This is a genomic window from Aquimarina mytili, from assembly GCF_016735115.1.
In the GTDB taxonomy this organism is placed as follows: domain Bacteria; phylum Bacteroidota; class Bacteroidia; order Flavobacteriales; family Flavobacteriaceae; genus Aquimarina; species Aquimarina mytili.
Map to the genome: position 1 here is coordinate 189,518 of NZ_JAERQJ010000007.1, position 18,379 is coordinate 207,896.

The following is an 18,379-nucleotide window of genomic DNA, read 5'->3' on the forward strand; positions in this document are numbered from 1 at the left end:
CAACCCTTTTGTTATAAGCAATTAGTATCACAAGAAGACTATCCCCCTTGTAAATTGAGTTTGATTAATTTATGATTAGTGGTTTAGTGATTTTAGATTTGTTTGTATTAAGAATAGTAATCAAGTACATTCCTTTCTCTACATCATTTAGATTAACTCTTACTTCGAGATCTGATGGTTTTGAAGGTATATTTTTTATCAATCTACCGTTTAAATCACTAATTAATATTTTTGAAATGTTTTCACTTTTTACAACAAACACTCCTTCAGATGGGTTTGGAAATATTGATGTTGTAGAGTCAAAACTTTTACCTAATTGACGATTTGAAACTGATTGAGATTGTAATAATTGATTGTTAAGATTGCTACTACCATGTAACCAGATTGGTTTTTCTATCTCATTTTTCCAGTTATTAGCCATCGTAGAGTTGACATGAACCCCAGCACGGCCCCAATATCCATTAGCCCTGTTTCCTTGTCCAAATAATGCAGTGTCGTCTTCCCAATTGGCGTTGATATAATGTACTTGTCGTATGATATCACTATTGTTGTATATATATTCAAAGAAAGGGGCAAACCACTCTCCCCAAAGCCCGTTGGCAGATTTGTTTACGCAACCTTGAGCGGCTGTACCATCCCATACATTTGAAATATTACAATCTCCTAAGTTGATCAAATCATACCCTTGCGGGGTAGATTCAGCAACATAAACGGGTTTGTTTTTACTTCTTGCAAACGTCAGCACCTCATTAGCTTTTTCCCTTTGAGTAGGGATTCCCGGTACTACCGATGTGGTTTCATCTGGAGTTACAAACCATGATAACCCCATCCAATCTACATAATCATCACCTGGGTACCAGCTTTCAATATTTCCAAAGTTGCCTTCCCCAAATTGAATATCAAGAACATCATCAATAGGAGAGGAACTAGATTGCCAAACATATGCTACATTGGTAACACCTTCTGCCCGCATTATATCAACTACACGTTTATAAGCAGCAATATAATTGGACCTGTTTTCATACCCAACATTCCAATTTCCATCAAATTCATATCCTATTCTTAAATATATTGCCCGATCACCATATCGTTTACAAAATGAAGCTAATCTTTTAATTTGATTATCCCATTGTCCTTGTCCAACCTGGACCAGGCATCCTTGACACCAATAGTTGATGCCCGTTGCAGTGGCTTCACCTTCTGTCATACTTAATCCGATAGATAAACTCGAATTTGGATAGGCTAGGATAGAACTCCTTGCATTTAGGGGGCCTGCACCCCAATCTACATCTATAGTAGAACCATCACCATTTGTAGCTACTCCTCCACTTACAGTTTCTCCAAGAGCACCATATTGAGGAAATTGAGAATCTAATAGACTATAAAATGAAATATAGGTAGTCGTTCCTCCCATAACGGGAAATCCTCTATCTTGAACTCCACCATCATTATAATCTTTTATGGTTTTAAGATCTTGCCCAATGGTAAGTAAAATTTTATCATTTGGAGGAAGTAATTTTGCACTTAACGTACTTGTGTTACAGGGTTGACAACTTCCTCCACAATCCACTCCCGTTTCATCACCGTTTTGGATACCGTCATTACAGGTGGGAGTTGTTCCGTTCTCAAAAATCCTAACATTTCGAAAATAACTAGTATTACCTGATCCGTTATCAAAATCATTTACCAATACGAGGTACATATCATTTCCTGTATAAAAATCACCTACCGGAATACTAAAAGAAGTGTAGCCACTTGGTGTATAATCAAAATTGCGATTCCCCCAATTTTGAGTTCCGTATATCTGAAAAATCTGGGAAGAAGTTAATGATTCGTCGCTATCAAATCCTATTCCATGTATTTCACCTTGCGAATTGCTTTGGAATTCAAATTCTAATACAGTATTCGCAGTGATATTATATTTAGTATTGGTTCTTCTCCAGGTATTATCTGTAAGAATAGCTGTAGTTCCGTTATCCTGAAGGGCGATATTAGCGGCATTATCCTGGTTAGAAAAAGAAGAAGTACCGGTTTGGTTAAAATTGATACAATCGGTACATCCGCCTCCAGTATCACAATCGTTAGGACATGATCCTCCGCAATCTATTCCTGTTTCATCTCCATTTTGAATACCATCATTACATGTAGGTTCACTAGGGTCATTACAAGTTTCATTGCAACCTGCCGATTGCGCCTGAGCTTCATCTACCCAACATCTTCCGCAGGCAAAAAAAGTAAATCCACCAGGGCAGTTTCCAGAGCAATCAGACCCTCCGTCTCCGTTACCAGAATTAATAGATATTTGTCCAAGACTTTGCGGACACTCATTATTACCCCACCTGGTGTATAGTTCATATGTTCCTGGGGATATATTGGATATCGTGGTAGATCCACTATTATCTTGTACGTTATAAGGATATGTTGCTCCCCCATCTATACTAAACTCTATATTTGTTCTTCCTGGGGTATCAGAAAAGTTAAACGTAATACTACCATCATTTGCTCCCTGAGTGGTCTCATCGGTTTTATTTACTGTAGCACTTGGTATATCATCCCCGGTACAGGGTTCATTACCACCTCCATTATTTTCGCTTATAAAATTGAGGTAATCTACATTTAGGGCGCTATCCCCTGTATTATTAATCACTTGAAACGAATCTCCAGCGGTGACGACAACATCGAAAGTCGTCTTTATGTAAGATCCTACCCAGGCACCGTTAGATATAAAATTAAGGTCTCCTTTATCCTGACCATTAACTACTACTGAGATTTTTCCTGAGTTTTGTGAGGCATATATAAATTCTACTTTATTTGCTTTTGGAGTATTATTAATAGTAAAACCATTGCCGAGACCATCGAGATAGGCCACCCCTTGACTATTACTTGCAGCACCATCATTATAATATTGAGCTTGTCCTGAAAGAGCACCAGTTTCAGCTTCTATTTTGACAATTGTATTTCCTCCTCCAGGGGTACATGGAGCACAACTACCTCCACAATCTATACCAGTTTCGTTTCCATTTTGGATACCATCATTGCATGTAGGTTGAGTTTGGCAAGGTGGGCAAGTGCCACCACAATCTACGCCGGTTTCATTTCCATTTTGAATGCCGTCATTACATGATGGAGTTGGTCCACCGGTTATGCCTAGATCGCTTAATAAATTTGGTCCACCGTGCAAGAAATTACCATTATTGATATACGAATTCCAGTTATTTGCAATGGTATTGTTGGTTTCTATCCTGGTATCACCCCAAAAACCATTATTGGCATCGGGCCATTTCCATTGTGGCTGCGATTGCCAGTCGGCATTAATATATGCTATTGCTCGTATAACATCTCTATTGTCATCTACAAAAGGAATTAATTGATCTCTGAAAAATTGATTCCAAATACCTTGTCCTCCTAATTGTAGAGGTGACCCCGGGTTATCAAAAGGATGAAAAGTTCCTTGATCAAATTCATGATATTGTGCCGATACTTCGGCCATCATGATAGGTTTATTTTTGGTTCTTGCAAAGTTTAAGATATAATCGAGATTATTACCATTAAAATTTTCATCAAAAAAGAAAAACGAAAGCCCGACATAATCTACGTATTGATCTCCGGGATAATAATTATCTATTCCATTAGGAGGAGTTTCTCCCCAGGTTGCAGATTGCCAGACATAGGCCACGTTAGTGACTTGTTTTTGATTCAGATAGTTTACGATATATCGATACGCGGCTTGATATTTGTTTGGATTATAATTATTCCAGGGACCATCAAATTCATATCCAATTCTTAAATAAATAGGTCTTGGAGCATTTCTATTTGCAAACGCTGCGAATTTATCTAGTTCATCATTATGCTGACCATTAACAATTTCGGTTAATCCGTTAGGATGATCTTCTCCTTGGCCATCTGCTTCTTCTACCATCCAAAGACCAATGGCCAATGCAGAACTAGGGTATCGATCTAATGCGGCTTGACAACCAATGTCTCCAGCACCATAGTTAGTAATAGTATTTAAACCACCCATGGAATATACATCAGTATACATGGTTACCCCGGCTGGAGTGGGAAATCGTCCACTATTTACATAACCAGCAACAGATCCCAGATCCTGACCAAGTATCAGCATGGTTTTACCATTAATTGGAGCAAACTTGCCTGGTATAGTATTTTGTGATAATAGGGTGAAGTATCCTATTAGAAATGCACAGCAGAATAGAAATGTATCTTTTCTCTTATTAGTAATTAACATGATTAGTGAGTTTAGGTTAGCAATTGCATACATAATTGCTAAATATTTTAGTAATTAATCAAAATTACAAGGCATTTAATAAAGATATTACAATGCGTGTACGCCGAAAATACGAGTAGACTACAGTTTTACTACGCAAATGGCATTCTAGGGATGCGATACGGATATATTTAATAAAATAAACTCTTTAAAATCGAATGATGTAGTCCGTAAGGTTTACAGAAGTATCGAGGTTCATTTTTTTTCTAACTCTGAAACGTAATGATTCAACCCCACGATATGATATTCCCATTAAAGGGGCAATTTCTTTACTGGATAGATTTAATTTTAGATAAGCGCATAGTCTTATTTCTCGATGGCTCAGTTCTGGATACTTTTCTTTTAATCGTTCTAGCGAATTGTCATGAATTTGGTTAAAATGAGTTTCAAAATGTTTCCAGTTGCTATCGCCATTTATTTGATCTTCTAATAACTTTATAGTTTGTCTAAGTTGTTTTCTAATTTTTCCTTCAGATTCGTTATAAATCTCATCTAAAGATTTTTTTAGTTGTAATAACTGATTATCAATTTGCACAGTTTGCATTGCAGATGATGCAAGTTCTTTATTTCTGGATTCAAGATTTTCTTTAAGAAATTTATTGTCTTTCTTTATTTTTTCATTTTTGGCTTTTAATCGTTTCTCTTCAAACTTTATTTTCTGAATTTCAATTTCCCTTTTATGTGCAATTTTTAATTTTTCTACACTTTTTTTACGTTGTTCATTTTTTATCCAGATAAAGGTATAAAAGGAAAGAAGTAATAAGGCACCATAAACAATAAACATCGGTATTGATTTATACCATGGAGGATTGATTTTGAATTTGAAAGAAGCTTCATTTCCAATTTTTTGATACACATTTTTTGCTCTTACCTTAAAAGTATAATCTCCAGCAGGTAGAAAATTATATTCTTTTTGTGTTTTGGCACTCCAGTCTGACCAGTTTTCATCAAGACCTTCGAGATAGGTTTGATATATAATCAGATCAGGATGTTCATAAAATGGAGCAACAAAAGAAAAACTTAATTTGTTTAACCCAAAAGGTATAGATTTGCTAATAGAGTCTTTTCTAATACCAGTAACATAATTATCAACATTACCATAAATTATTGAATCTTTAACAGAAACATTTCTCAATAATGTATTGAAATCTTTATTGTAGTCTAGATTAACATCTTGACGATAGATGATTAATCCATTTTTAGAAGTGAAACCTAAATCATTATTGTCGAAAACGACAAATTCTTCAAAAGCAGGGATGAGTTGTGTTTTTAATCGTTGAAACGGAACACGTTCTAATGTATGATTTCCATTAGAAGAAAAATTTATAATTCCGATATCATCTTCTCTATCATATCCCTGTATAAAAAGCACTTTGTTTTCTGATATATTAGTTAGGTTTCGCACCAGGTTATGGTTGGTTAATATGCTGGTATATTTACTATTTACGAGCATGGAGTCTGTCTTTTTATCATAATGATAAACTCCGAGTTGAGTACCGAATAACTGCTCATCATTTGTGTTTAGCAGACTAATAAATAAATTTCCTGGAAACCCTTTTTTTTGGTCATATAAAGCCAGATCTACCACTTCGTCATAATCAGAATTAAAATTTAGGTGGTAAACACCTTTATACCCATGTGATACCCAAATAGAATTTGGTGTATCAAAAACTACTTCTCTGGAAGTTTCATCAAAACCTTTGATTTTATGTTTTAGATTCCATGATCCATTAACCTTTTGATATACATATAAACCTTTATATGTTCCTTGAAGTATTAGATCTTTTTTACCGGGGATTTTTGTAAAATTCCACCCTCCATTAATGTCGCTTATGGGGATTGCTTCATTATTTTGAAGAATGAAAGATCCGTCATGCCCTCCTATAAATAATTGTTGATCGATTACTGATAAGGTCCAGATTTGTCCATTAACTCCTGATATTTTCTTAAATACATCATTATAATTAGTCTGTGGCCATTGGCTGTAATACAAACCATCAGATGTAGCTATATACAAGGTGTCTTTATATTTTTGCACATTGTATGTGGTGCCATAAATTCCATCATCTTCTGATAACGTATAAAAAGGTGATTTTAATTCTACATAGCTAATACTTCCTTCGAGCGTTATCCATAAGTTTTTAGATGCATCAAGATATAAATCTAATACTGTATTACTTAGAAGTTTATTATCTCTATTTAGATTTTGTAAAACGTTTCCATTTTTATCCAGAAACAAGACTCCTCTATCTGTGGTGCCAATACAATATATATTTTCTTCCAGTAGTATTCCAGAAGTGATATTGATGGTTGAAAAATCAAAATGTTCCGGGTTCCCCCAAAGTTTCATTTCATTGTTTTCTAATAGATGTATTCCATTTTTAGAGGTAAAAATCAGTAAAGAGTTTCTGTCATATGGCAATACTTTTTCAATTGTATATTTGGAAAGTAGTGAAGCAGGATATACTGGTTTAATACGGTTATCGGTAAGCGAATATATAGTGTTTGAATCATCTACAAAATGAAGTTTATTATTAATTTTTGTAGCATGCTTAATTGCATTAGAGGTATTAATGCATTCAATGCTATTTTCAGAAATGTTATACTTAATAAATTGTTCGTTGGTGCAGAAATATATAGTGTTCTCAATTTCAAAAATTGCCCACACTTGCGAGAAGTTACTACAGTCTTCAGGTAGTAAGTCATTTAAGGATATATAATATATCTGATCGAAGGTGTTTTTGGCAGTATACCCTATCTCATTATTACTACCCATATATACTCTGCCGCCATAAGATAGTAACGAATTTATATGTGAACGATTCTTTGGTTGTAATAGAATGTTCCACGAATTACCTGTAAATTCGAGTAAACCATATTCATTTGCAAAATACATTAACCCTTTCGAGTCTTGTGTGATCCCAAAAGTTTTTGGCGCAGCTTTGCCAATATCATTATTAGAGTAGTTGATAACCTCTGAGACCTTTTTCCATTTTCCTTGCGCCTGAGCCGAAAAAATAGATAAAAAAAGCAGAAGTAAAAATACTCTTGTATTTTCTGTCTTTATGCTAATTGGTAATAGTTGCATATGGGGTTTTTAACAGCTTGTACTTTTGTTAAAAGTATGTCAAATTAACAAATTATAAATAAAGTGTAAAGAAAAGCTTATTGCTAAGTTGGGTATATAGATGTGCTGATTGCTAGTAATTGTGTTTGTTTTCAAAAATATCAGGCTCTTCCAGAGTGTTTACAGTGAGGCGAAAACGTTTGAGTGATTTATTACAAAAAACACCTCTTACAGAAGAGTAATACCAATACGTTGGTTGTTTTTTAACTGAAAATAAACGAATTACAAGTTTTTTGTTTTTAAGGAATCTCATTTTTATTGGATAAGATAATAGTCTAATTCACAGTTGATTTTTGTAAATTTAAGTGCTATCGTATTACACTGCTAACTTAAAACCGCACACATCATGAAAGGACAAATAATGTCTTACCAACTTACGACTAATGCCATATTAGAATATGGCAATAGTGTTTTTCCGCATCAATCTATAATAAGTCATTTACCTAATAAAAAAAGGCATGAGTATAGCTTTTCAGATCTTTATAAACGAAGTAAAAAATTATCAAATGCATTAGTCAATACTTTTGGAGTAAAACCCGGGGATATGATCGGTACTTTTGCCTGGAATCATTATCAACATGTTGAGTTATATTATGGGATACCAGGAGCTGGAGCTGTTTGTCATACTATTAATATTAGGTTGTCAGAGCAACAAATAGAATTTATTATCAATAATTCTGAGGATAAAATCATTTTTGTAGATGCCTCTCTGGTTAAGACCATTGAGAAAATGGCACCTTTATTGGTGACTGTAGAACATTTTGTAATTATTAATGCACCTGCCAATTTTGAGACCACACTTCCGAATACTATATCTTATGAAGATATACTGGATGAAGTATCCGATGATTTTCAATGGGTAGAAAGTGAAGAAAATGATGCTTGCGGTATGTGCTATACGAGTGGTACTACGGGGCAACCTAAAGGAGCTTTATATTCTCACCGATCTACATATTTACATGCATTAAGTGTGATGTCTCCTAATGCAGGGTGTTATAGTGTAAATGATACGATACTCTTGATTGTGCCCCAATTTCATGTTATGGCATGGGGTTTTCCGTACATGTGCTTACTAGCAGGAGCGGCAATGGTGTTACCATCTTCAAACCTTCAACCTGACGCTATTATACATATGTTAGAGCGAGAAAAGATAAATAAAGCCAACGGGGTACCGACAATATGGTTAGGGGTATACGAGGCCTTAAAAAAGAATCCTCCGAAAGAAGAATTAACTCTAGAGGAGTATCTGGTAGGCGGATCTGCATTACCACAGAGTTTGATAGAAGGTTTTGAGAATGATTTTGGTATAAAAGGAGTACATGCCTGGGGTATGACCGAAACATCACCTTTGGGGAGTGTATCAAGACTTCAGCCTAAACATAAAAGCTTACCTGCCAAGGAACAACTAAAAATACGTGCAAAACAAGGGATTGAAATTCCAGGAATACAACTTAGGGTTATGCAAGAAGATGGAAACATTGCTCCCAGAGATGGAACCGCAGTAGGAGAACTCGAGGTCAAAGGTGCTTGGGTTATTGATGCATATTATAAAACTACCAGCAGAGAAAAATTTACGGATGACGGATGGTTTAAAACAGGAGACGTAAGTACGATTGATGCAGACGGCTATATGGAAATCACTGATCGCACAAAAGATCTTATAAAAAGTGGAGGAGAGTGGATCTCTAGTGTGGCTATAGAAAAAGCAATTATGGGCCATAGTAATATCACCGAAGCTGCTGTAATTGCTATACCAGATAAAAAATGGGTTGAGCGTCCGCTTGCAGGAGTAGTTTTACGTAATAAGGATCAAAAAGTAACCCCCGAAGAGTTAATTGCGTTTTTAGAAAAAGATTTTGCAAAATATCAAATTCCGGAGTACTATGTTTTTTTAGATGAAATCCCAAAGACCAGCGTGGGTAAATTTGATAAGAAAGAAATGAGACGTCTATATGCAGCCGGACAATTAAAGGCAGTACTGGTAAAAAACTAAATACGTTTTGACGTGTATGGATGATACATATCTTATTAGCTTATATTTGTTGACAAGAAAAGCTTATACTGTAGTATGAAAAATATTGTAATCACGATTGTAATATTGTTGTCGGTTCATTCGTATTCGCAAGAAATATGTAAACGAGCTCTCACTTTAATGGGGAGTCGTTTTGAAATCACCGTTGTTGCCAGTGATCATAGTAAGACCGATATCTATATTGATTTAGCAATTGAAGAAATCAGGAGGATCGAAAAGTTAATTTCTTCCTGGGATGAAAATTCCCAAACCTCAGAAATAAATCGTAATGCAGGTATACGACCAATCAAAGTTGATCAAGAGCTTTTTGATATCATTAATCGCTCATTAAAAATTTCAAGACTTACAGATGGAGCTTTTGATATTAGTTATGCATCTATGGATAAAATCTGGAAGTTTGATGGTAGTATGAGCTCAATGCCGTTAAAAGAAACAATAAAAAAGTCGGTTTTAAAAGTTGGATATGAAAATATTGTTTTGAATACAGAAAGGAATACAGTTTTTTTAAAACATCCAGGCATGAAAATAGGATTTGGGGCTATTGGCAAAGGATACGCAGCTGATATGGCTAAGAAATTATTGGTGCAAAAAGGAGTTTCTGCAGGAATTATCAATGCCTCAGGAGATATGAATACCTGGGGCAAACAACCCAATGGATCTGATTGGAAAGTAGCAATAACAAACCCGTTAGATAAATCAAAAGCTTTTGCATTGTTGCCAATAAAAGAAGGAGCTGTTGTTACTTCAGGTAACTACGAAAAATTTGTGGTTTTTAATGATAAACGGTATAGTCATATCATAGACCCAAGAACGGGATATCCTTCTTTTGGTATCATAAGTGTTTCTGTTTTTGCACCCAAAGCAGAATTGGCTGACGCATTGGCAACTTCGATATTTGTTATGGGAAAAGAAACCGGTATAAATAGGGTTAATCAATTACCTAAAGTTGAATGTATTATTATCGATGATAAAGGAGGCATACATACTTCAGCCAATATAAAAATTGATATGTATCGATAAGTATTTTAATACGTTGTATTCAGAATCGTTTTTAGCGCATATTCCATAATTCAAGTCCCAGATATAGTTCTTTACTTAAGATGTTTTCATATACTTTATCAACATTATCTCCATTCAGGAAAATTAAGTACCCATTTTTCGATTTTGGAAAAATAATAGCCAAGGTACTAACTCCTGGATCTTTTCCAGTATGAATAAGACCATATTCATTTTTACTAAAGTTTGTCAAAATTTGCCAACCCAATCCAAAATAAGAATTATCCTCAAGTTTTACTTGATGTTTTATCATCTCACCAAATATATTCTTTGAAAGCGAGGTGTCATTAATGACATACTCCATAAAACGTCCATAATCTTCAACAGTTGTTAAGAGATTGGCCGCAGAATTAGCTTTATAGTATTTTTTTGTTGGAATTTTATTTCCTTTATTATCAAAGTTTTGTGCATATCTTGTTTCATCCATAGTTGTATCCCACCAGAATCTTGTATCGGTCATTTTTGCAGGTTTAAAGACATACTCATTGGTCAATTCTTCAATTTTTTTATTAAACTTATGCTCTATGGCTTTCCTCAAATATTCAAAGCCTTCTCCTGAATACTGATATTTTGTTCCTGGATCGAACTGAAATTCTAGTTTTTTGGGTTCCTTTAAATATCTCCAGTTTGGAAATCCAGTTTGGTGAGAAAGAATTATCCTTGGAGTCAGTTTTTTGTGTCTTTCATCATTTTTGATATCTGGATCAATCCAATACTGATATAATGGTTCATCTAACCCCAAAAGCCCCTTATCGATAAGTGTAAGTACTGTAAAAGCAAAAACGGGCTTGGTCAAAGAAGCGACTTTAAAGATAGTGTTATAGGGAGCTGTTTTTTCTCCGTCTAAACTTCCGTAAACCTGTACTTTGGTCAATTTTCCATTTTCAAGGATTCCTATTCCCATTGCAGGAACTTTGTTATCAGAAAGTAATTGATTTATGGCACTAAGTTGTTTACTCTTAGTATTAGGTTTGTGATGATCATAACTTAAAACTTCGTTTAAAATCCATTCCTCTTTGTTTTTTGTCCAAACGGAAGTGAATTTAGCAGTACTTGTCCATATATCATCCTTGCCTTTTTCTCTAATATAAAAGTTATGCGTCCCTTTTTGAATTGCCCCATATAGCTCTCCATTATTATAAAGAGGAAACACTTTTAGACTTCCTTCCTGAAGTTTTCTAATAGGTTTTTTATCAGAATCTGGGCATATGTATTTCCTGGTATTTTCAAAAAATAGTTTCTTGTTTTGAAAACCGCTTTGGTCGTGATAAAATTTAAGATCTTTGGCAATTATTTTTTCAAGATATTCGAGGTCACATCGATTGAAACCTCTTTCAAAGAAAATACTATCTTGTTTTTTCAACGTTATAAAAAGAGGAGAGTTTTTTTGAATTTGAGCACTCGCGAAATTGACTAAAAATAACAAGAATACAATCTTGAAAATACTGGTTTTTGGCATAATAAAATTTAAGTTAGTGCCAAAGTTAAAAAAATAGCATCATTTGCTTTATAACATTAACCTAACAAAAATCTGATTTATGTTATATAATTGTGAAAATTAGTTTTCTTCTTTGTCAATTTCTTTTATATCTGTCTTAATTTTCATGATTTCCCGACATATACTTTTTATTAATGATCCCAATATGATGAATTTCATGCCCAATAATTGACTTTAAGAAATCTTCAAGAGTAATTTCATGTTGTTGAGCTAATCCTTTAATTTTTAATTGGTTTTCTGATAACATGTCTATAAAACTTATGGAGGCTTTCCTTACGTTTATATAATCAAGTACTAATTGCTGCATGGTTACATCATCAAAACGGCTATTGTTCACCAAAAATTCTTGATCATACCCCCATAACTGAATTGATTCACCTCTACTTAACAAAAATGCCCGAAACATTTTTATTCTTTCGTGATCGGTTATATGCCCAACTATTTGCTTTATACTCCATTTACCAGGACCATAGCGAAATGTTGCTTTTTCTTCATTAATGGAGTCAAGAAATGTAGCGGTTGATAACGAAGAAAATAATGACCTACAATCCTTGTCTTTTACGAGTTCAATATAATAAGGGAAACCGTGTTCGGGTTTATATTTCATGTTTTATACTATACTTTTTTCTTTATGAAAGGAATAATGTTATTCAAATAGTTCATTTCAAATCAATTATGACGTTACACGTAATCTGAAGATAGTAAATTATAATGAATTCAGATCATTAAATGTGGTCGCAATTAGCTACACAGGGTTTTTAATCTAGTTGTCTTTATTAATATATCCGAACAAATCGTACCCAAAATCGTATGCTTCATTTGCATTATTGAATTGAATCATAGCCCATTTTTTATCCTTATCAAAGAGAAACAAACAACTGAATCCATCATTATTTCCTTCATGTCCATAAATTATATGGCCAGAATTTTTATACTTTGCAAACCCAAGAGTCCAAGCCATAGCTCCCGCATCAGATAAGAGACTTGGTGTCTTTGAAGCTTCAATTTGATCCATTAACATGATTTCAGTACTACTTTTAGAAAGTAGACTATTCTCCATGATGGCAATGAGCCACTTTGAAAATTCCCGGGACTCAGTATGCAAAGCAGAGGCTGCATTGAATTCTTTGGCTATCCAATTATTCTTTTCTTTTTTTATGCCCCTAAAATGAGGAAAGGCTTTGTGATTTCTATTATAATCATCTTGAACAAATTTAGTATGAATCATTCCTAAAGGGGTCGCGATGCGTTGCTGGAAATAATTTTCTAAACCCTTGTAATCTGTTAGTAAAATTGATTCAATAGTTTTAACTAAGAATTGATATCCTTCACCAGAATAACTAAAATCAGTCCCAGGTTCGAAAGATATGGTTAAGTCCCCGCTACCACGCCAATTTGGGAAACCGGTTGTGTGTGACAACACAATTCTTGCTGTAATTTTTTGATACCGGAGGTCATGATTATAATTGTTACGAGTATTTTCGTCAAGATAGGTGTACAGTGGAGTATCTAAATCCAATTTTTTATCTTCTACTAATAACATGACCAAAGAGGCAAATACAGGTTTTGAAGTTGAAGCTCCTTCAAAAATGGTTTCACTATTTACTGGTATTTTTGTTTCCAAATTTGAGTACCCTAATGTATTGTGAAAAACTAATTGCCCATTATTAATGATAGCATAAGAAACCCCCGGAATATCCATCTCTTTCATCTTTCGTTTTATAAACGCATTAATTGAATCGATTGATACTTTTTGGTTGTTTAAGTTTTGGATGGTTTTTGTTTCTTTTTGAGATAAATCTTTACGATAATTTTCCTTACAAGAGGATATAAAGGCTAATGTTATAACTAAAAAAATGTGTAATTTTTTCATTTGAATATGTCGTCTTTACTTCTACAGACAAAATCAAAATAGGATTGTTACAGTACGAATGTAATTATTAGAACCTAGTTAACTTGTTCTATATTTCTGGTGAAGTGTAGATATACATTTTTACTGCATTCTGAATAAGAAATAACCTATTTATTCTTAATCATAAAGCAAAATAGTATTTTTGCCCATTAAGGCTTTCATTACTGTAGCAAAGTTATTTTTGTTAGGCATTATACTATATGGTGTAAGATTGAAGTATATGAAATGTAAAATATAATATTTTTAGAGTAAGTGAATAAAATTATTACTTATCGTCCTGACATTGATGGTTTAAGAGCAATTTCGGTGTTCTTAGTGATTCTATTTCATGTCGATTTTTCATTATTTAGTGGGGGATATGTGGGTGTTGATATATTCTTTGTGATTTCGGGTTATTTAATCACGAGTTCTATAAATAAGCAGATTCTTAATAATTCATTTTCTTTCAAAGAATTCTATTTAAGAAGGATACGAAGGATTATTCCTGTTTTGGTTTTTATCATTGCAGTGATCACCATTCCGGCATATTTATTTTTATTTTCCAATGATTTTGAAAGCTATTCTCGAACGGTTTTGCATACAATGCTGAGCACGAATAACTTCTATTTATGGTCTGCTAGCAATGATTATTTTGCTAAGAATACTGAGGTTATGCCTTTGCTGCATACATGGTCATTATCTGTTGAGGAGCAGTTTTATTTGGTTTGGCCTATTTTGCTGTTAATCCTTCATCGTTTTTTGCGTCTAAATAGTAGAGAATATGTCGTTACGGCTCTTTTAATTGGCTCTGTTTTTCTATCCATTTATTTGACGGAAGAAAATAAGTCTATGGCATATTTTTTATTACCAGCTCGTTTTTTCGAGGTTTTGATGGGAGCGACTTTGGCCATATTTTGGGAGCGAATTCCAAAACTTACAAAATCAATACATCATATCATTTCTGTTTTAGGAATTTTATTAGTTTTTATCCCTTCAATAGTGTTGACAAAAGAGAGTCTTTTTCCAGGTATAAACGCCTTTTGGCCTTGTTTAGGAGCTGTGTTATTGATTTTATCCGGTAAAGAGATTGATGCAAAAGGTGTAATCAATAAAGTATTAGAGTTTCGGAGTATCGTATTTTTAGGGCTACTATCATATTCTATGTATTTGTGGCATTGGCCAATAATCGTATTTATAAAATATTTAGGTTTTGGACTCACTGTTCCAATTGTTCTATTGATTATAGTTGCTACAATTGTATTATCGTATTTTTCTTGGAAATATGTCGAACAACCTTTCAGGTATACCTTCAAGTACCCATTTTCCAAAACATTGCTATATATCTTTTTACCAAGTTTACTTATAGGTGGTTTGATTTATGGAGTAATTGATGGTAAAGATGGATTTCCTGATCGTTTTCCAAATCTAACAGAGTTTAATAGAAAAGTAAATTTTCCAGATGAAGTAAGATCTAATTGTTACAATAAGCACAGTGTCAGTAGTAATAATGAGTGCTCTATAGGAATGATTAAAAACGAAGTAGATGGCATTTTGATAGGAGATTCTTTTGCCAATCACTCAGCATTTTTTGTTGACGTATTAGCAAAAGATGCAAATATGTACTTCGATGTTAGCGCGGCAGCTGGTTATCCCTTATTACGCAATCTGGATTTTCCTGATACGTTTGGTGATGACTATGCCGAAAAGAGATTAGAGTATGCCAAAAAAAAGGATGTTATCTGTATTGCAGCCTTTTGGGAGGCCATGAGGGTTGATTCAGAGAATTATCACCAAATACTGAGGTCTATAGAAGAGTTGGTAGCATTGAAAAAAAATGTAGTGATTATCGATCATTTAAGGATGACAACTGAAGCTAATGCACATAAAATGAAATTGCATAAAGCCAAAATAGGAGCCCGATTTTTGAAGAAAGATTTATTAATTCCGTTTTATGAACGACCAGAGAAATATATAGTACATGAGATCAAGAAAAGATTTCCTTCGGTTACTATTATAGATTTAAACGATGTTATGTGCGCTGATGGTGCATGTGATTATGCAATCAATGGGCAAATCGTTTATCGCGATTTTTATCATTTAAATATAAGCGGGGCAAGATTGATAGCAGAAAAGTATCTTGAAGAGAAAGGAAATCCTTTGAAGAGCCTAAAATAGCGATTCAAATTAAAACTCAAATCGCTATTTTATTCACTTTATTGTCAACTAGTTTCATTTAAATTCAACAACTTGTCCATCAATTGGGATATGAATTTTAGATTGTAGAAATTCCAATCTGAACACTATCTCTTTTTAAGTCTATTCTTTCTCGAGAGGTTCTTTAAAGTTTTCCATTCACTCCCCAATTTTCGGTAGGTACTTCGTCGATAACGATATGGGTTGTTTTTGGATTTTTGTTTAATACATCTACCAGTAATTGTGTAACTCCTTCAATTAACCTGCGTTTTTCTTCTCTTGTCACTTTTTCGTCTGTGATCTTAATATTAACGTATGGCATTTTTCTACATTAAAAGTTATTAATTTAATCCCATTTTGAATGTATTGACACAGCGTATCGCCCTGCTCCAATAAAGAATAGGGTTGTTGCTCCAAATAGATAAAGGGCCTGTAGTTCTATTCCCCAGCCACCAAATTGGTTAAGTGAGAGTATATCAGAACTATGAGCGAGTACAATTGCTGTCAAAAAATTAAAAGCAATGATCAAACTATTCAGTCTGGTTTTATACCCTATTATAATAAGGATAGGTGCTATTACTTCTCCGATAAAAACCCCATAGGCTAGAAAATCTGGAATTTGATACCCTTCAAGGAGTTGTTTGATAAAAGCATAATTGGAGTTCAGGTTTGCAATACCATGGAATAGGATTAATATTCCGATGGTGCTTCTAAGCAATAACATTCCTATGTTGCTGCTTTGCTCTATTTTTAGTGCATTCATTTTTAATCTTTTTTGAATTATTATGATGCAAAGTTCAGGGATTATGTATCAGTTTAATAGGAGGTAAATCACAATTATGGAGTGATGTATGTCACTTTTATATAGGTTTTTGTAATCGAAAAAGAGAAGTAATAACTAAGAATTTAATCGGCTTAGTGTTTCTCTAGAAACACCTAAATAGGCAGCAATCATCTTTTTTGGGACTCGTTGAAGGAGTTGAGGGTATTGTTCGAGAAGTAAATTATACTGTTCTCTTGCTGAATTTTTTAATAATGATAAAACCCTGTTTTGAAGGGCAATTCGACCAATCTTACTTTTTTTGGCCCAAAAACGTTCCATTTTATGCATTTGGGCAGTAAGTTTCTCTCGATTTTCAAAAGTGATATACAACAATTCACTATCTTCTATACAATCGATAGAGGTTTTAGATTTAACTTGTTTTACAAAAGCTTCATAATCCGTGATCCACCAATTTTCCATTCCAAACTGAAGAATATGTTCTTTTCCGCTATCATCAATAAAATAACTTTTCAAACAACCTTTAATTATCCAGTACTCTTTGTTGACAAACTCTCCTTCTTGAACAATATATTGATACTTGCGTTTTTTTATTTGTTCAAAATGACTTAGAACAAAATCGAATTCTTCATCCGTAAGGCTAATGATCTCTTCAATATGTTGTCGTAGAGGATGTATCATTTTAATTATTGCTACTGTTTGAGTAAGCGCCTGTTTTAATGTCGTGTATTTTTTGCAATAAGCTTTTTGTCGCACCAATACCAAACAACATCTTCACCACCAGGTTTATAAGGCGCAAATTTGTCAAATTCCATCCCAACTTTTTCCATCACTCTTATTGAAGCTTTATTTTCCTTCATGGCAATTGCTATTATCCGTCTTAATTTGAGTGTGTCAAATCCGTATGTCAAAATTGCATGAGATGCTTCTGTTGCAAAACCCATCCCCCAATATTTAGGCGAGAATCTATAACCAAGATCAATTTCATCAAATTCTGGCAGATATGCTAAACCAGCCCAACCAACAAATTGCATCCCATTTTTTATAAATGTGGCCCATCTTCCATATCCATACTTCTTATAGTTGTTAATTCTTTGCTGTATTGCGTGTTCCATTTCTTCGATAGATTCAACCACAGGTTCTCCCGTATATTTTTGTACGTCAGAATTAGAATGCAACTGAAACATTTCCTCTTTATCATCCAGGGTAATTTCTCTTAACAATAATCTTTCTGTTTCTATCAAAGTTTTCATTTTATCGTTTGTAACGTCTGATGTATGGTTTCGTTGTGTGAATTTAGCGATTAACTTAGCAAGTACAAAACCAGGCAGAAATTCCGCAGGAATTTCGGATGTAAGCCTTTACTAGCCATGAACTATAGCATCGATGAAAAAGCAGTAAGTCGAGTATCTTTAAAATGAACTAAAAATTAAAGATATGAATACTCAAATTACCGCTTGCCCTAAGTTATACATTGGTATCGACATTCACAAGCGAAGCTGGAAGGTTCACTGTG

At 33.9% G+C, this 18,379-nt stretch carries 12 protein-coding genes; 3 read left to right on the forward strand and 9 right to left on the reverse strand.

Annotated features, from left to right (window positions below; genetic code table 11):
* Nucleotides 1-64: 64 nt before the first annotated feature.
* A complete protein-coding gene (locus JJQ60_RS16955) occupies nucleotides 65-4,246 on the reverse strand; it encodes a glycosyl hydrolase (RefSeq protein ID WP_201923096.1) in 4,182 nt (1,393 codons plus the stop codon).
* Between the two features lie 187 nt (nucleotides 4,247-4,433).
* Nucleotides 4,434-7,373, reverse strand: a complete 2,940-nt coding sequence (locus JJQ60_RS16960) for a triple tyrosine motif-containing protein (RefSeq protein WP_201923099.1) — start codon at nucleotides 7,371-7,373, stop codon at nucleotides 4,434-4,436.
* A 385-nt stretch (nucleotides 7,374-7,758) separates the two neighbouring features.
* Between JJQ60_RS16960 and JJQ60_RS16965 the strand changes: the two genes are divergently transcribed.
* On the forward strand, nucleotides 7,759-9,405 hold the full coding sequence (locus JJQ60_RS16965; protein ID WP_201923102.1) for a long-chain fatty acid--CoA ligase: 1,647 nt from the start codon (nucleotides 7,759-7,761) through the stop codon (nucleotides 9,403-9,405).
* 75 nt (nucleotides 9,406-9,480) lie between these two features.
* Nucleotides 9,481-10,464, forward strand: a complete 984-nt coding sequence (locus JJQ60_RS16970; RefSeq protein WP_201923105.1) for an FAD:protein FMN transferase — start codon at nucleotides 9,481-9,483, stop codon at nucleotides 10,462-10,464.
* A gap of 31 nt (nucleotides 10,465-10,495) precedes the next feature.
* Here the strand turns inward: JJQ60_RS16970 and JJQ60_RS16975 are convergent, their stop codons facing one another.
* The 3 genes from JJQ60_RS16975 to JJQ60_RS16985 form a co-directional block, all read right to left on the reverse strand.
* Complete coding sequence (locus JJQ60_RS16975; RefSeq protein WP_236669156.1) at nucleotides 10,496-11,863, reverse strand: class A beta-lactamase-related serine hydrolase; 1,368 nt, start codon at nucleotides 11,861-11,863, stop codon at nucleotides 10,496-10,498.
* A gap of 232 nt (nucleotides 11,864-12,095) precedes the next feature.
* Nucleotides 12,096-12,605: a DinB family protein gene (locus tag JJQ60_RS16980; protein WP_201923110.1), complete on the reverse strand. Its 510-nt coding sequence runs from the start codon at nucleotides 12,603-12,605 to the stop codon at nucleotides 12,096-12,098.
* 156 nt (nucleotides 12,606-12,761) lie between these two features.
* Nucleotides 12,762-13,871 carry a serine hydrolase domain-containing protein gene (locus JJQ60_RS16985; protein ID WP_201923114.1) on the reverse strand — a complete coding sequence of 370 codons (1,110 nt, stop codon included), beginning with the start codon at nucleotides 13,869-13,871 and terminating at the stop codon, nucleotides 12,762-12,764.
* Between the two features lie 291 nt (nucleotides 13,872-14,162).
* On the opposite strand from JJQ60_RS16985, the gene JJQ60_RS22315 reads away from it, so the two are divergent.
* Nucleotides 14,163-16,064, forward strand: a complete 1,902-nt coding sequence (locus JJQ60_RS22315) for an acyltransferase family protein (protein ID WP_201923117.1) — start codon at nucleotides 14,163-14,165, stop codon at nucleotides 16,062-16,064.
* Between the two features lie 163 nt (nucleotides 16,065-16,227).
* Here JJQ60_RS22315 and JJQ60_RS16995 read toward each other — a convergent pair whose 3' ends face one another.
* From JJQ60_RS16995 to JJQ60_RS17010, 4 genes are all read right to left on the reverse strand, one after another.
* A complete protein-coding gene (locus JJQ60_RS16995; RefSeq protein ID WP_201923119.1) occupies nucleotides 16,228-16,404 on the reverse strand; it encodes a tautomerase family protein in 177 nt (58 codons plus the stop codon).
* Nucleotides 16,405-16,428: 24 nt separating this feature from the next.
* Entirely contained in the window at nucleotides 16,429-16,845 is a 417-nt protein-coding gene (locus JJQ60_RS17000; RefSeq protein ID WP_201923121.1) for a DoxX family protein, read from the reverse strand.
* Nucleotides 16,846-16,980: 135 nt separating this feature from the next.
* A complete protein-coding gene (locus JJQ60_RS17005; protein WP_201923125.1) occupies nucleotides 16,981-17,544 on the reverse strand; it encodes a Crp/Fnr family transcriptional regulator in 564 nt (187 codons plus the stop codon).
* Between the two features lie 35 nt (nucleotides 17,545-17,579).
* On the reverse strand, nucleotides 17,580-18,116 hold the full coding sequence (locus tag JJQ60_RS17010; RefSeq protein ID WP_201923128.1) for a GNAT family N-acetyltransferase: 537 nt from the start codon (nucleotides 18,114-18,116) through the stop codon (nucleotides 17,580-17,582).
* Nucleotides 18,117-18,379: the final 263 nt, after the last annotated feature.

Excerpts from the sequence above, each read along its gene's own strand:
- JJQ60_RS16985 (WP_201923114.1), bottom strand. The coding sequence starts at position 13,871 with ATGAAAAAATTACACATTTTTTTAGTTATAACATTAGCCTTTATATCC.
- JJQ60_RS17000 (WP_201923121.1), bottom strand. The coding sequence starts at position 16,845 with ATGAATGCACTAAAAATAGAGCAAAGCAGCAACATAGGAATGTTATTG.
- JJQ60_RS16980 (WP_201923110.1), bottom strand. The coding sequence starts at position 12,605 with ATGAAATATAAACCCGAACACGGTTTCCCTTATTATATTGAACTCGTA.
- JJQ60_RS17010 (WP_201923128.1), bottom strand. The coding sequence starts at position 18,116 with ATGAAAACTTTGATAGAAACAGAAAGATTATTGTTAAGAGAAATTACC.
- JJQ60_RS16995 (WP_201923119.1), bottom strand. The coding sequence starts at position 16,404 with ATGCCATACGTTAATATTAAGATCACAGACGAAAAAGTGACAAGAGAA.
- JJQ60_RS17005 (WP_201923125.1), bottom strand. The coding sequence starts at position 17,544 with ATGATACATCCTCTACGACAACATATTGAAGAGATCATTAGCCTTACG.
- JJQ60_RS16965 (WP_201923102.1), top strand. The coding sequence starts at position 7,759 with ATGAAAGGACAAATAATGTCTTACCAACTTACGACTAATGCCATATTA.
- JJQ60_RS16955 (WP_201923096.1), bottom strand. The coding sequence starts at position 4,246 with ATGTTAATTACTAATAAGAGAAAAGATACATTTCTATTCTGCTGTGCA.
- JJQ60_RS16960 (WP_201923099.1), bottom strand. The coding sequence starts at position 7,373 with ATGCAACTATTACCAATTAGCATAAAGACAGAAAATACAAGAGTATTT.
- JJQ60_RS16970 (WP_201923105.1), top strand. The coding sequence starts at position 9,481 with ATGAAAAATATTGTAATCACGATTGTAATATTGTTGTCGGTTCATTCG.